Here is a 12,708-nt window from a genome sequence, read left to right on the forward strand (position 1 = left end):
AAACTGTCGCGCCCGGTCTGCTGATCATGGACAATCAGGGCTCGTTGATCACCTGATCCGCTGGGGTTCCCTTGTCCTCCTTGGCCGTCTGGCTCGCCGCTGCCGCGGTGCTCGTCCTCGCGGGCGGTGGTGCCGTGTTGCTTCCGCGGTGTCGCGACCGGCGCCGCTCCACCGGCACGGCTTGGTCCTCGGCGCGGGCAGCCGTCGCCAGGGCGCAGATCAGTCGTGATGCCGCCATGACCGACATCGGAGAGGCCGAACACCTCCTCACCAAGGCGGAGCGCCTGCTTGCCGACGGTGGCGGCACCGGCGCGGCCGAGACCGCCGAGCACGCCGCCCGGCGCGCCGATCAACTGTGGCGCGACGCGTGAAGCGCGGGCTCGAATGGCTGCGCTGGGGCTGCCTCGCCGCCGCGATCGGCGTCCTCGTCGTCTTCCTCGTCGCACAGGGGCAGACCTTCGACGTCAGCTACGGGCAGTCGCCGACGCGCACCGACCCCATCCGCGAGGGCGAGGCCGGCGAGCTCAGCGACACGACCGTCCCCTCCGTGGCGGAGATGACCGCGCTCGTCGCCGCCACCTCGGTCACCCGGCTGCCCGGTTCGATCGCGCAGTGGGACGAACAGCAGGTCCGCGCGGCGATCGGCGCCACCGACGTCCGCATCCTCGTCGCCCCGCCCGGGCTGGACGAGGCCGAGCGCGACCGCGTCCGCGACGTCGAGAACGCGAACATCACGATCATGGGCACCCAGGTCACCGGCGACCCCGGCCGGGTCGCCGCCGACCGGCTCACCGGCTGGCGCGCCCAGTTCGCCGCCGGAGACGTCACCGACCTGCTGCTCTTCCTGATCGCCCACATCCAGGACCGGCCTGAACCACCCGACGCCGACACCATCCGGTACCGCCAGCCGACCGCCGCCGAGCTCGAACCCGTTGTCGCCGACCTCCGCGCCAGCGGGACGCACGGCATGACCGACATCCCCGCCGCGGCCGACGCCTTCCCGAACGGCGCGCTGTTCGTCGTCCTGCCCCGGCAGCGGGCCGGACAGCCCATCCCGGACTACGGCACCGCGCTGACCAGCGTCTTCTCCGGCAAACCGATCGTCGTCATGTACGGCGAGTGGGTCGAGTACCACGGGCCGCAGGCCGCCGACTTCGCCGAGATCGCCGCCGCCGGCTTCTACGGCCAGTACAGCGACCGGCTCAGCCTCTACGCCTACCCGCAGCGCAACATCCTCGGCGCCTACCTCGACCGCGTCACCGACGTCCGCTATGCGGGCCTGTTCGACCGGCCACTGCCGTACCAGCCATTCGACCCCGTCCGGGTCGCGCTGCCCGCGCTGCCGTGGATCTTCGCGGCCTGCGCGCTCGTGTTCCTGGTCCTGACGGCGCGTGCGGTACGCACGACCGGGCAGCGGCGGCCGGGCGCGAGCGTGCGGATGGCCGGCCTCACCGCGCTGGCCATCGAGGTCTCCGGCCTCACCGGCGACACCACCGACCCAGCGCTGACCAGGGCGATCGCCACCCTCCAGTCCGCTCGGGAAGCCGTCGCCGAGAACCTGCCGGACCAGCACGTCGCCGCCCTGCTCGACGACGCCGAGGCCGAACTCGACCACGTGGCGAAGACCTTGAAGCGCCGGGAGTACCGGCCCGCCGTCTACCTCCGGGGCAGGCTGGCATGACGAAGTTCTTCCGCAGCACCTTCGGCATCGCCACCGTCGTCTGCTTCGCCTTCGCGGTCTGGGCACTGTGGACCGGCGGGATCTTCGAGGGTGCCATGGCCCGCGACGTGCGCACATCCTCGGTGTACGTCGCGGACGGGGTGGACCTCGACGAGGCCGCGGCCGAACGCGTCATCGGCAACCGTCGGCTCGTCGTCATCGTCGAAGAACCCGGCGCCGACCTCCGCGAAGGCTGTGACGACGTCGAGCGCGCCGCCGACGGCAACCTCGTCCTGCTGCTCAGCCAGGGCGACGACGAGTACGACACCTACGGCTGCGCGCTCCTGCCCGACCGCGACGACGAGAACTTCGGCAAGGCCTTCGTGGCCGAGCAGATCATCAAGCGCGGCATCGACCAGTTCGCCGACCGGCCGCGGGAGGCGATCAAGGTCGTCGCGGTCAACTACGACCTGCTCGTCCGCGCCGGCACCGTCCCGGACGGCGCGCGCGAGATCAGCGCGCCGCTGCCGCGGTTCCTCATCGCCGGCGCCGCGGTGCTGGCCGTCGTGCTCGGCGCGGTGGGCCTCAACCTCGCGGCCCGGCGCGCCGCCCGGCTGGCGATCCGGGTGCAGGAACAGCGGACGGCGGCCGGCGACGCGCGCAGCAGGCTCAACGCCGGGGCTGCCGTGCTGGCCCAGCAGATCATCGACCTCGACGGCAGGCACCCCGCTTCGATCATCGACGACTACGTTCGGTTGCTCGACGACATCCCGGACGCCCGCACCGAGGCGGAGTACAACGCGCTGGCCAAGCGGGTCGACGCGCTGAGCGAACGCTGCCGCCGCGTCACGTAGAGTTGCGGCAATGGCAGGCAGAGGCACGAAGCGGCGCGGCACCGCCCGTCCAGTTCCAGGCCGCTACCCGGTCCGCTTCGGACTCGCCGAGTTGCTCGCCGACGCCGACCGCCCCAACGCGTGGCTCCTGACCGTCGACGAGGTCGCGCAGTCCTATGTGGACCTCGATGATCCGACGCACCTGGAGTTCGAGTACGTGCGGCGCATCGGGGACGTCATCGACTGCCTCGCCGACGGCCCACTGGAGGCGCTGCACCTCGGCGGCGCGGGCTGCACCGTGCCGCGCTACATCGCGGCGACGCGGCCCGGCTCACGGCAGCTCGTCTTCGACGCCGACGAGCCGCTCATCGAGCTCGTCCGCGAGCAGCTCGACCTGCGTGCGGTTCCCAACCTGCGGGTGCGCATCTCCGACGGCCGCGAGGGCGTGGCCACGCGCCGCGACGGCTCAGCCGACCTGGTCGTCGCGGACGTCTTCCAGCGCGCGAAGATGCCGGGTGACGTGGCGACCCTGGAGTTCACCACCGACGTCGCCCGTTTGCTGCGGCCCGCGGGCACGTACCTGATCAACGTCGCCGACGGGCCGGGCCTGAAGTTCGCCCGCCGGGTCGTCGCCACGATCGGCGCCGTGTTCCCGCACGTCGTGATGCTCGCCGACTCGGGCGTGCTGCGCGGGCGGCGGTTCGGCAACGTCGTGCTGGTCGCCTCGCGTGCGGACCTGCCCGTCGACGGGATCACCCGTCGCGCCGCGTCCGCGGCCTTCCCGTCCCGCGTCACCAGCGGCGCGGAGCTGGAGCGGTTCCGCGGCAACGCCAAACCGATCCGCGACGACGAGGCGCTGGACACCCCGCGCCCGCCGTGGAACGTCTTCGGCCTGCCGCCTAGGACCTGATCTCGGCCAGGTGGTTGTAGGCCGACGCGCGGGAGATCCCCAGCGCGGCGGCCACCTCCGGCACGGCCTTCTGCAGCGCGAACAGCCCGCGCTCGTCGAGGGCCCGGAACAGGTCCAGCCGCTCGGCGCGCGTCATGCGGCTCACTGGCCGGCCGAGCTTGAGCTCCTCCTCGGCCACGACCGCGCGGATCAGCTGACCGACGTCATTGGTGAACGTCGTGGTCGCGTCGGGCAGCGCGGTCACCGCCGCCAGCTCGCCGAGCAGCACGGCGGCGTGCCGCAGGTCGGTCACGTCCAGGTTCACGCACAGCGCCCCGAACACCTCGCCGTCGCGGTCGCGCAGCAGCATCGTGGACGCCTTGATCACGCGCCCGGCCGGGGTCCGCGTCAGGTAGTTGATCTGGTCGCGCGCGTCGCGGCCCTGCTTGAGCAGGCTCAACCCCAGCTCGCTCATCGAGCCGCCGGGCGCGCGGCCGGTGACCTCGCCCGCGACGGCGACGACGGAGCCCTCCGGCCGCCGGTAGTCGTGCAGGACGACCTCGCAGTTGCCGCCGAAGGTGGCGGCCAGGCCGTCGAGCACGGGTCGGAGCGCGGAGAGCACCGCGTCGGCATCGGTCACCTGGGCATGATGTACAAAACCTGGATCGATTGTCTAGCGCGCCTCGGAGATCAGGATGTCCACCGCCGCGTCGTTGCGGGTCGTCTCCCGGACGATGTCCTCGTCCGGCGGGTAGAAGCCGGGGAACGGGCTCGTCGGGTACATCTCGAAGGTGAACGTCAGGATCTTGTGGGTACCCCACATCCAGTCGTTGATGTCGCCGTCGGTGACGTAGAGGTCGCTGGACTGCTGGGCCTTGTACTGGTTCGTCGCCGCCATGCGTTGCCCCACGTCGCGGAAGCGCGCGTTCTCCTCGGCCGTCATCCCCTCGCCGGTGTCGTCCTCGGTGTGCCCGAACGGCCAGAGGACCAACTCGGAGTAGGTGTGGAAGTCGATGTGCGCCTTGATCCGCTGCTTCCCGCCCGCCGCGCGGGAGTCGACGAACCTCGACACGGCCTGCGTCTCCGGCTCGGAGAAGGCCGACGGGCCGCGGTAGGTGTCTGACGCGGGCCGCGCGCTGGAGCCGTCGCAGCAGCCCCACTTGTAGCCCCAGTTGCGGTTCAGGTCGGTGCCGATCTTGCCGTCCTCGACGGGCCTGCGGTTCTTGCGCCAGTACTTGTAGTCGGTGTCCGAGATGTCGTACTCCGAGCCGTCCGGGTTGACGTTCGGGACCACCCAGATCACGTGGCCGTCGACCATCGAACGGATGTGCGGGTCGCTCGCGTATCCGTCGGTGAAGCGCTGCACGATGTGCAGGCACATCTCGGTGGTCAGGTGCTCGCGCGCGTGCTGGTTGCAGGTGAACAGCACCTCCGGCTCGCCCTCGTCGGCGGCGGCGTTGTCGCTGATCTTGATCAGGTTCAGCTCGCGGCCCTCGTAGGACTTGCCCACGCTGGACAGCACCGCGATCTCCGGGTGGTTCGCGGCCGCCTTCTGCAGTTCCGTCGTGACCTCGGCGTAGGTGTGGTAGCCCTCGTCGCCTGCCGGGAACTCGGCCGCGACGGCATGCGCGGGCGCGGTCCCGGCCAGCAGGGCGGCTCCGGTCACCAGGGCGAGCACGCCACCGGCGGCCCGAAGTGAATACATTTCGCCTCCGGATGAACACGTAGAGTAGCTTCTTCTACCCTGCTGTAGCGGCGCGCCAGCGACAACCCGGTGGCTGCCGGGTGGTTCACTGATCGGGTTATGCGACGAGTTATGCCCGCCCTGCTCGCGGCCGCCGCACTGGCCGGTTGTGCCGCCCAACAGGCTCCGGAGGCGCCCCCATCGCCGAGTGCGCCGCCGACGATCGCCGTGCAACTGCCGCCGGAGCCCACGCCGGCCCGCGCCGCGCCCTGCCCGTACCTGGAGAACTCGTTCGTCGCGAACGCCAACGGCCAGCGGGTGTCGAAGGTGGAGGTCTCCGCCGACCAGCCGCATCCGGCGTGCTTCTTCTACGCGCTCTCCGGGAAGCTCCAGCTGACCGTGTGGGTCTACACCGGCGATCCGGCGGTGGCGAAGGCGATCGTCGACCAGGCGGCCCCGGTGGCCACGAGCAACCCCGCGACCGATCCGCCAGGGTGGCAGGGCGGTTACGCAGCGAAACCGGACGGCGCGGTATATGCCGTGGCCAAGGACGGTACGGCGGTTGTCGTGACCACCGATCAGCAACAGACGGTGAAGGCGAGAACCGTTGCCCGGCAGGCGATCTCGCGGCTTTAAGGCCGCCAGGGTGCAGTGTCAAGTTGATCTTGTATTACCCTGATCGCACCTCGCAGCCGGGGGAGGACCAGCACGCGTACGGTCGAGACCTGCGGCCGGCGCCGTGCCACGGGCTGCGAGAAGCCCCCCCGTGTACCTCGATGTGAAGAAGGACAGACATTCGTGGCTGACACCCTCAAGGAAATCCTGCTCGACTCCAGCAGGCGTCCGGCCGTTGTGACCGACCTGGAGACGCTGGTCGACGAAGAGGTCTCGGACAAGGGCGGCGTGTCCGGCGCCGTCATCAAGACCGGCTTCGCCGCGGTCAAGAAGATCAAGCCGGGCATCATCGGCTCCGCCGTGGACAGCCTGCTCGACGACTTCACCGCCGCGCTCGAGCCGTTCTACGCCGACTTCAAGGCCCAGGGTGGCGGCGACTTCGGCGCCTACCTGTCCAGCCGTGGTGACCAGGCCGCCGACGCGCTGCTGAGCGTGACCGACGCGCGCGCCGCCAAGAGCAGCCGCGACAGCATCAAGAAGGTCTACGAGAAGCTGCGCCCGAATGGCAAGAAGAACGTCGAGGAGGCGCTGCCCCGCCTGGGCAAGCTGATCGACAAGCACGCGGCCGCCGCCTGAGGCAGGCCACGCGCGCGAACGGCCGTTTTCCCTTCGGTACCAGTAGGGAAAGCGGCCGTTTCGCATGTGCGGGCGTCCCGCGGATGGCGCCCGCGCAGGCGGAGGCGCCGCTCGAACCAGAGCCGAGCGGCACCTCCGGTGGAACGTGTCAGTTCTGCTTTTCCGCAGGTGACGGGCTCGGCGCGTGCTGGCCGTTCGCCGTCGACTCCGGGGTGGCCGGCTTCGGCGCCGCGCGCGGCGGCTCGGTGGCCACCGGCGGCTCCTGCTTGCCACGCAGCGCGACCGCGGCACCTGCCGCGGCCAGGACGCCCAGCACCAGGAAGAGCGGCCACTTGCGGCTCTTCTTCGTGCCCTTGGCGGCCAGCTTCGCCTCCTCCAGCGCGGCCCGGAAGTCCTTCTTCGCCTGCTTGAAGTCCTTCTTGGCCTTGCGCTTCGACTCGCCCGCCGCCTTCGCGGCCTGCACCGCGGCCTTGCGGGCCTTGCGGCCGGGCTTGCGCAGCTCGGCGAGCCGCGCCGCGGCCTCCTTGCGCGCCTGCTTGCTCGCCTTGGTCAGGTCCTTCCGGGCCTGACGGCCCCGCTTGACGGCTTCCTTGCGCGCCTCCTCGGTGCTCTCGGAAAGCCGTTTCTCGGCCGCGTGGGCGGCCTGAGCGGTCACTTCGGCGCCTGCCTTGCCGACCTCGACGGCCCGCTTGCTCAGGCCGAGCAAGCCGGCCTTGACCGACTCGCCCACCGAGTCCGCAGCTCGGGTCATGGCCTTTCACCTCGACAATCGTTTCGTCTCACGTTCCATCCCCGTAACCATCCTGCCCGTTTCCGGCCGATCTCGCTGCGGATGGCACGATGAAGCGGTGACCCAGAGCAGTGAATCCCTCGTTGGTGCGAAGGCGACCGCCGTGCTGCACACCAACGCCGGTGACATCCGGATCAACCTTTTCCCTGATCACGCCCCCAAGACGGTGGCCAACTTCGTCGGCCTCGCGGAGGGCACGAAGGAGTACCAGCGCCCGAACGCCAAGGGCGAGAACTCCGGCCCGTTCTACGACGGCGCGATCTTCCACCGCGTCATCTCGGGCTTCATGATCCAGGGCGGCGACCCGACCGGCACCGGCCGCGGCGGCCCCGGCTACCAGTTCGGCGACGAGTTCCACCCCGAACTGCAGTTCGACCGGCCGTACCTGCTGGCGATGGCGAACGCGGGACCGGGTACCAACGGCTCGCAGTTCTTCATCACCGTGGCCAAGACGCCGCACCTGAACTTCAAGCACACGATCTTCGGCGAGGTCGCCGACCAGCAGTCGCGCGACGTCGTGGACTCGATCGCGAACACCGCGACCGGCCCGGCGGACAAGCCGCTGCAGGACGTCGTCATCGAGAAGATCGACATCGAACGTGCAGGCTGAGCCAGGGTAGGTTGGAGGCATCGTGAACATGCCTCCCCACCCGCCTGTCTCGCAGCCGCCCCAGCAGTCGGCCCTGCCCGGTTGCTGGTGGCACCCGTCGCGCCCCACCGGGCTCACCTGCGTCCGGTGTGGCCGTCCGGCGTGCCCGGACTGCCTGCGTGAGGCCTCGGTCGGCTACCAGTGCATCGACTGCGTGCAGACCGGGCGGCGCGAGCAGAACGTCCAGCGCTACACCCCGCGCACGATCGCCGGCGCCCCGGTTTCGCACCGGCCGGTGGTCACGCCGATCCTCATCGTGCTCAACGTGCTGGTGTACGTGGTCACGGTGTCGCAGGCGGGCAGCCTGACCGGCAACGACGCGGCGCCGCTGTTCCGCGACGGCGTGCTGTTACCGGTGCTGATCGCGGACGACGGCGAGTGGTGGCGGCTGGTGCTGTCCGGCTTCCTGCACTACGGGCCGATTCATCTCGCCGTCAACATGCTCGCGCTGTGGATCCTCGGCCGGGACATGGAAACCCTGCTGGGACGGGTCCGCTTCACCGCGCTGTACCTGGTGTCGCTGCTGGGCGGCGCGGTGGCGGTGTACCTGTTCGACGGCATGACGAGGGCGACCGCGGGCGCGTCCGGTGCGATCTACGGCCTGCTGGGCGCGATGCTCGTCGCGGTGATCCGGTTGCGGCTCAACCCGGCGTACGCGATCGGCACGATCGTGCTGAACCTGATCATCACCGTGTCGCTGCCGAACATCTCCCTGCTCGGCCACCTCGGCGGCCTGATCGTCGGTGCGCTCGTCACGGCGGCGATGGTCTACGCGCCGGCGAAGGGGCGCCAATACTGGCAGGGCGGGGCGGTGGCGGCGCTGCTGATCGCGTTGGTGGTGCTGGTGTTCGTGCGTGACGCGCAGTTGGCGGGCGTGTCCTGCGAACTGCGCGGGAACCTGCTGTCCTGCACGGGGCTCGCCGGCTAGGGCTGCAACGCGGTCAGCGTGTCGAGCACGTCCCGCGGATCGGCGCCGAGTTCGAGCCAGCCGAAGACGAACAGCTGGTCGCCCGCTTCGATTTCCAGCGTCGCCGAGTCGCGGCCGAAGCGGCGCGTGGTGCGCACGCGCGCGGTCACCTCGGGCCAGTGCAGGTCGTGTTTTCCCGTCGTGGTGCGGATCCGCAGCCCACGCGGATCCGCGGTGAGACGGGGGCGGACGAGCAAACCGTGCAGTGATAACGCGGTCAGCGCGGTCGCCGCGACGGCGAAGAACACGGTGCCCATGCGGTCGCTCGCCAGTACCGCCGCGGCCGTCGCGAAAACGGCCGCGGCACAACCGGCTCCGACCAGAACGGGTCGCGGAGCCCAGTGCGGAGACGAGTTATCCACAGTGGTTATCCACACTGGGGAAAAGTCACAGTGCTGTAATTAGGGGTCAAGCGGCTGTTCGGGGCAATCGCCGTGATCTTCCGCTCAGCGCCAGCGCATCGTCATGAGCAGACCGACGATCATCAACGCGAAGCCCACCGCGAAGTTGCCGTTGCCGAGGTCCGCCATGAACGGGATCTTGTCGCCCGCGATGTAGTTCACGACGAGCCAGACCAGGCCGAGCAGCATCAGCCCGAACATCACGATCTTGTAGACCAGGCTGGACGGCCCAGCGGCACGCACCTTGACCGGCGTGCGCCGATCGGCCGGCGGCGTGTAAGCCGTCTTCTTGCGGACCTTGGACTTGGGCATCGGAACCTCGCGGTGTTCGTGTCTGGCCAGGTGGTGCGCATCCACCCGTACATTCACACGTTAACGTAAGCGTCCCCGAGAGAGGAGCGCGCGTGGCAGTCCTCGACGCCCCGCCACCGCGGAAGTCCGGTGGCGGTTTCGCCAGGACCGTGCGGACCATCGGCGAGCTGCTGATCACCGCCGGACTCGTCGTGCTCCTGTTCGTGGTCTACGAGCTCTACGTCACGGACCTGTTCTCCGCGCGCAAGCAGGCCAGCGCGACGGTGGCGCTGGACCAGGACTGGGCGCAGGGCCGCACGCGGCACGCCGACCTGATCGACGGCGAGGCGTTCGCGAAGATGTACATCCCGAGCTTCGGCGCGGACTACCACTTCACGATCCAGGAGGGCACGGACGCGAAGGCGCTCGAAGTCGGGCCGGGGCACTACAAGGGCACCGCCCTGCCTGGCGAGCCGGGGAACTTCGCCGTCGCGGGGCACCGCGTCGGCAAGGGCGCCCCGTTCAACGACCTCGACCTGCTCGCCTCGTGCGACGCGATCGTGATCGAGACGCAGAGCGACTTCTTCGTCTACCGCGTCCTGCCGCACGCCGACGAACTCGCGAACTGGAACGCGGACAAGGCCACGCGGCCGCAGTGCGCGAACGTCGGCACGCTGCGCACGGACGCGGCGGACGGCGGACCGTACGGCCGCACCTTCGGCCGGGAGATCGTGACGCCGGACCAAGGCGAGGTGGTCGCGCCGGTGCCGCACCAGACCGCCGACGTGCTGCCGCCCGCCCAGCAGGTCGCCCTGCTCACGCTGACCACCTGCCACCCGCGGTTCTCCGACAAGCAGCGGCTGATCGTGCACGCCGTGCTGACGAACCAGTACCCGAAGACCCCGGGTGCCACCTACGAACAGCTGCTGCAGGCGATCGGAGGCGTGTGATGTACGGCTGGATCTGGCGCAGGCTGCCCGGACCGGTCGCGGTCCGGGCCCTGATCGCGCTCGTGCTGGTGCTCGGCGTGATCGCGTTGCTGCTGTTCGTGGTGTTCCCCTGGCTGGAGCCGATGCTGCCTTTCAACCAGGTGTCGGTGAACTAGCCGCGCGAGACGCGGACCATCTCGTCGCGCTCGACGACCTTCACGCGCTCGCGGCCCTGCGGCTCGCCGAGGGCGCGTTCGTGCGCGTCGAGCTTGCCCCAGCCCTCCCAGGTGGTGAACGGGACACCGCGGTCGGCGAGGAACGACGTGATCGCGTCCGGGTCGGCCTGCTTCGGCGCGGTCAGCTGGTCCGCGTCGGCCAGCAGGTTGCGGATCGTCTCGGCCGCGTCGCCCTTGGTGTGGCCGATCAGGCCGACCGGGCCGCGCTTGATCCAGCCGGTCACGTACACGCCGGGCACCTGGTCGCCGTCGATGTCCAGCACCCGGCCGCCCTCGTTCGGGACCGTGCCGCTGTCGTGGTCGAACGGGATCTCCGGCAGCTCGGACGACAAGTAGCCGACCGCGCGGTACACGGCCTGGACGTCCCAGTCGTGGAACTCGCCGGTGCCGCGGACGTTGCCGTCGCCGGTCAGCTCGGTGCGCTCGGTGCGCAGGCCGGTGACCCGGTCGTCGCCGAGGATCTCCGTCGGCGAGTGGAAGAAGTGCAGGTGCAGCCGCTTCGGCCGGTCGCCCTGGTCGCGGATCGCCCACTCCTGCAGCGTCTTGACCACCATGTCGACCTGCTTGGAGGCGCGGATCGCGGCGATCGAGCCGTCGTCGAACTCGATGTCCTCGGGGTAGACGATGACCTCGACGTTCGGCGAGTGGTCCAGCTCGCGCAGCTCGAGCGGGGTGAACTTGGCCTGGGCGGGCCCGCGGCGGCCGAACACGTGCACGTCGGTGACCTTGCTCGACTTCAGGCCCTCGTACACGTTCGGCGGGATGTCGGTGGTCAGCAGCTCGTCCGCGGTCTTCGCGAGCACCCGGGCGACGTCCAGCGCGACGTTGCCGACACCGAGGACGGCGACGCTGGTCGCCTCCAGTGGCCAGGTGCGCGGGACGTCCGGGTGGCCGTCGTACCAGGACACGAAGTCCGCGGCGCCATAGCTGCCGGGCAGGTCCACGCCAGGGATGTTCAGCGCGCGGTCGCTCATCGCGCCGGTGGCGAAGATGACCGCGTCGTAGAACTCGCGCAGGTCGTCCAGCTTGATGTCGGTGCCGTAATCGACGTTGCCGAGCAGGCGGATGCCGGGCCGGTCGAGCACCTTGTGGAGGGCGGTGACGATGCCCTTGATGCGTGGGTGGTCGGGCGCGACGCCGTACCGGATCAGCCCGAACGGCGCCGGCATGCGTTCGAAGATGTCGATGCTGACGTCGGCGTCGGACTTGTCGAGGATGTCGGCGGCGTAGATGCCGGCGGGGCCGGCGCCCACGATGGCGACGCGAAGAGGACTACGGCTCACCCTTGCCACGGTAAAGATAGGTGACCCTTACTTTCACTGTGATATGAATTGCGGTCCACATCGTGGACGCCGGCACTCTTGGCCGGCCGCTTCCCCGCCGCCACCCTCAACGGAGACGCTTCGCGTCGCATACCCTGACCCAATGCGCGTTCTGGTCGTCGACAACTACGACAGCTTCGTCTACAACCTGGTCCAGTACCTGGCCCAGCTCGGCAACGAATGCACTGTCTGGCGCAACGACGTCGTCGACCTCGACCGCGTGCCGGAGTTCGACGGCGTGCTCGTGTCGCCCGGCCCCGGCACGCCGGAGCGCGCCGGCCAGAGCATCGACGTCGTGCGCAAGTGTGCTGACACTCACACCCCGATGCTCGGCGTCTGCCTCGGCCACCAGGCGATCGGCGTGGCGTGGGGCGCGACCGTGGACCGCGCGCCGGAGCTGTTGCACGGCAAGACCAGCCAGGTGCACCACCAGGGCAACGGCGTGCTGGCCGGCCTGCCCGACCCGTTCACCGCGACCCGCTACCACTCGCTGACCGTGCTGCCGGAGACGATCCCGGACTCCTTCGACGTCACGGCGCGCACCGAGTCCGGTGTGGTCATGGGCATGCGGCACCGCGAGCTGCCGGTCGAGGGCGTGCAGTTCCACCCCGAGTCGGTGCTGACGCAGGGCGGCCACCGGATGCTGGCGAACTGGATGGCGACCGCCGGTCACCCGGTCCAGGCGCCGGTGGTCGATGCGCTGGAGCGTGAGGTCGCGGCGTTGCAGAAGGCCGCCGCTGCGTGATCCGGCTGCTGGGGGTCGGCAAGCGCTACGGTGACGCCCGGGTGCTGACCGGGGTCGACCT

Annotated in this window: 17 protein-coding genes; 11 read left to right on the forward strand and 6 right to left on the reverse strand. The window is 70.1% G+C overall.

Annotated elements, in window-relative coordinates:
- The first annotated feature begins 80 nt into the window (after nucleotides 1–80).
- From AMETH_RS00180 to AMETH_RS00195, 4 genes are read left to right on the forward strand one after another with little or no spacing between them, the layout of a single operon-like run.
- Nucleotides 81–371 carry a DUF6403 family protein gene (locus AMETH_RS00180; RefSeq protein ID WP_209436836.1) on the forward strand — a complete coding sequence of 97 codons (291 nt, stop codon included), beginning with the start codon at nucleotides 81–83 and terminating at the stop codon, nucleotides 369–371.
- Nucleotides 368–1,681: a hypothetical protein gene (locus AMETH_RS00185; protein ID WP_223843017.1), complete on the forward strand. Its 1,314-nt coding sequence runs from the start codon at nucleotides 368–370 to the stop codon at nucleotides 1,679–1,681. The genes AMETH_RS00180 and AMETH_RS00185 overlap by 4 nt, the downstream gene beginning before the upstream one ends.
- Complete coding sequence (locus AMETH_RS00190; protein ID WP_017985986.1) at nucleotides 1,678–2,514, forward strand: hypothetical protein; 837 nt, start codon at nucleotides 1,678–1,680, stop codon at nucleotides 2,512–2,514. The genes AMETH_RS00185 and AMETH_RS00190 overlap by 4 nt, the downstream gene beginning before the upstream one ends.
- 10 nt (nucleotides 2,515–2,524) lie before the next feature.
- Nucleotides 2,525–3,403, forward strand: coding sequence for a spermidine synthase (locus AMETH_RS00195; RefSeq protein ID WP_026153662.1), 879 nt, complete (start codon nucleotides 2,525–2,527; stop codon nucleotides 3,401–3,403).
- Here AMETH_RS00195 and AMETH_RS00200 read toward each other — a convergent pair.
- The gene (locus AMETH_RS00200; protein ID WP_017985988.1) at nucleotides 3,393–4,022 is read right to left on the reverse strand and encodes a helix-turn-helix transcriptional regulator; all 630 of its coding nucleotides are present in this window, start codon (nucleotides 4,020–4,022) and stop codon (nucleotides 3,393–3,395) included. The two genes, AMETH_RS00195 and AMETH_RS00200, sit on opposite strands and share 11 nt — an antisense overlap.
- Before the next feature lie 33 nt (nucleotides 4,023–4,055).
- On the reverse strand, nucleotides 4,056–5,087 hold the full coding sequence (locus AMETH_RS00205) for a M14 family metallopeptidase (RefSeq protein WP_223843018.1): 1,032 nt from the start codon (nucleotides 5,085–5,087) through the stop codon (nucleotides 4,056–4,058).
- Nucleotides 5,088–5,186: 99 nt separating this feature from the next.
- Between AMETH_RS00205 and AMETH_RS00210 the strand changes: the two genes are divergently transcribed.
- Together AMETH_RS00210 and AMETH_RS00215 are read left to right on the forward strand one after the other, a co-directional pair.
- Nucleotides 5,187–5,702: a DUF2020 domain-containing protein gene (locus tag AMETH_RS00210; RefSeq protein ID WP_026153663.1), complete on the forward strand. Its 516-nt coding sequence runs from the start codon at nucleotides 5,187–5,189 to the stop codon at nucleotides 5,700–5,702.
- A gap of 162 nt (nucleotides 5,703–5,864) precedes the next feature.
- Complete coding sequence (locus tag AMETH_RS00215; RefSeq protein ID WP_026153664.1) at nucleotides 5,865–6,317, forward strand: DUF6918 family protein; 453 nt, start codon at nucleotides 5,865–5,867, stop codon at nucleotides 6,315–6,317.
- A gap of 148 nt (nucleotides 6,318–6,465) precedes the next feature.
- Here the strand turns inward: AMETH_RS00215 and AMETH_RS00220 are convergent, their stop codons facing one another.
- The gene (locus tag AMETH_RS00220) at nucleotides 6,466–7,068 is read right to left on the reverse strand and encodes a hypothetical protein (protein ID WP_223843020.1); all 603 of its coding nucleotides are present in this window, start codon (nucleotides 7,066–7,068) and stop codon (nucleotides 6,466–6,468) included.
- A gap of 97 nt (nucleotides 7,069–7,165) precedes the next feature.
- Between AMETH_RS00220 and AMETH_RS00225 the strand changes: the two genes are divergently transcribed.
- Nucleotides 7,166–7,717, forward strand: a complete 552-nt coding sequence (locus tag AMETH_RS00225) for a peptidylprolyl isomerase (protein WP_017985993.1) — start codon at nucleotides 7,166–7,168, stop codon at nucleotides 7,715–7,717.
- 22 nt (nucleotides 7,718–7,739) lie between these two features.
- Nucleotides 7,740–8,684, forward strand: coding sequence for a rhomboid family intramembrane serine protease (locus AMETH_RS00230; RefSeq protein WP_017985994.1), 945 nt, complete (start codon nucleotides 7,740–7,742; stop codon nucleotides 8,682–8,684).
- Here AMETH_RS00230 and AMETH_RS00235 read toward each other — a convergent pair.
- A complete protein-coding gene (locus tag AMETH_RS00235; RefSeq protein ID WP_017985995.1) occupies nucleotides 8,681–8,980 on the reverse strand; it encodes a PH domain-containing protein in 300 nt (99 codons plus the stop codon). The genes AMETH_RS00230 and AMETH_RS00235 overlap by 4 nt on opposite strands.
- Before the next feature lie 189 nt (nucleotides 8,981–9,169).
- Complete coding sequence (gene crgA, locus AMETH_RS00240; protein ID WP_017985996.1) at nucleotides 9,170–9,436, reverse strand: cell division protein CrgA; 267 nt, start codon at nucleotides 9,434–9,436, stop codon at nucleotides 9,170–9,172.
- A 92-nt stretch (nucleotides 9,437–9,528) separates the two neighbouring features.
- Here crgA and AMETH_RS00245 point away from each other — a divergent pair, with 92 nt between their 5' ends.
- Together AMETH_RS00245 and AMETH_RS38495 are read left to right on the forward strand one after the other, a co-directional pair.
- The gene (locus AMETH_RS00245) at nucleotides 9,529–10,365 is read left to right on the forward strand and encodes a class E sortase (RefSeq protein ID WP_017985997.1); all 837 of its coding nucleotides are present in this window, start codon (nucleotides 9,529–9,531) and stop codon (nucleotides 10,363–10,365) included.
- Nucleotides 10,365–10,520, forward strand: coding sequence for a hypothetical protein (locus AMETH_RS38495; protein WP_017985998.1), 156 nt, complete (start codon nucleotides 10,365–10,367; stop codon nucleotides 10,518–10,520). The genes AMETH_RS00245 and AMETH_RS38495 overlap by 1 nt, the downstream gene beginning before the upstream one ends.
- Here the strand turns inward: AMETH_RS38495 and AMETH_RS00250 are convergent.
- A complete protein-coding gene (locus AMETH_RS00250; protein ID WP_017985999.1) occupies nucleotides 10,517–11,833 on the reverse strand; it encodes an FAD-dependent oxidoreductase in 1,317 nt (438 codons plus the stop codon). The two genes, AMETH_RS38495 and AMETH_RS00250, sit on opposite strands and share 4 nt — an antisense overlap.
- A gap of 172 nt (nucleotides 11,834–12,005) precedes the next feature.
- On the opposite strand from AMETH_RS00250, the gene AMETH_RS00255 reads away from it, so the two are divergent.
- The gene (locus tag AMETH_RS00255) at nucleotides 12,006–12,647 is read left to right on the forward strand and encodes an aminodeoxychorismate/anthranilate synthase component II (RefSeq protein ID WP_017986000.1); all 642 of its coding nucleotides are present in this window, start codon (nucleotides 12,006–12,008) and stop codon (nucleotides 12,645–12,647) included.
- The last annotated feature ends 61 nt before the right edge of the window (nucleotides 12,648–12,708 follow it).

It is taken from the genome of Amycolatopsis methanolica 239 (genome assembly GCF_000739085.1).
Classification (GTDB): Bacteria; Actinomycetota; Actinomycetes; order Mycobacteriales; family Pseudonocardiaceae; genus Amycolatopsis_E; species Amycolatopsis_E methanolica.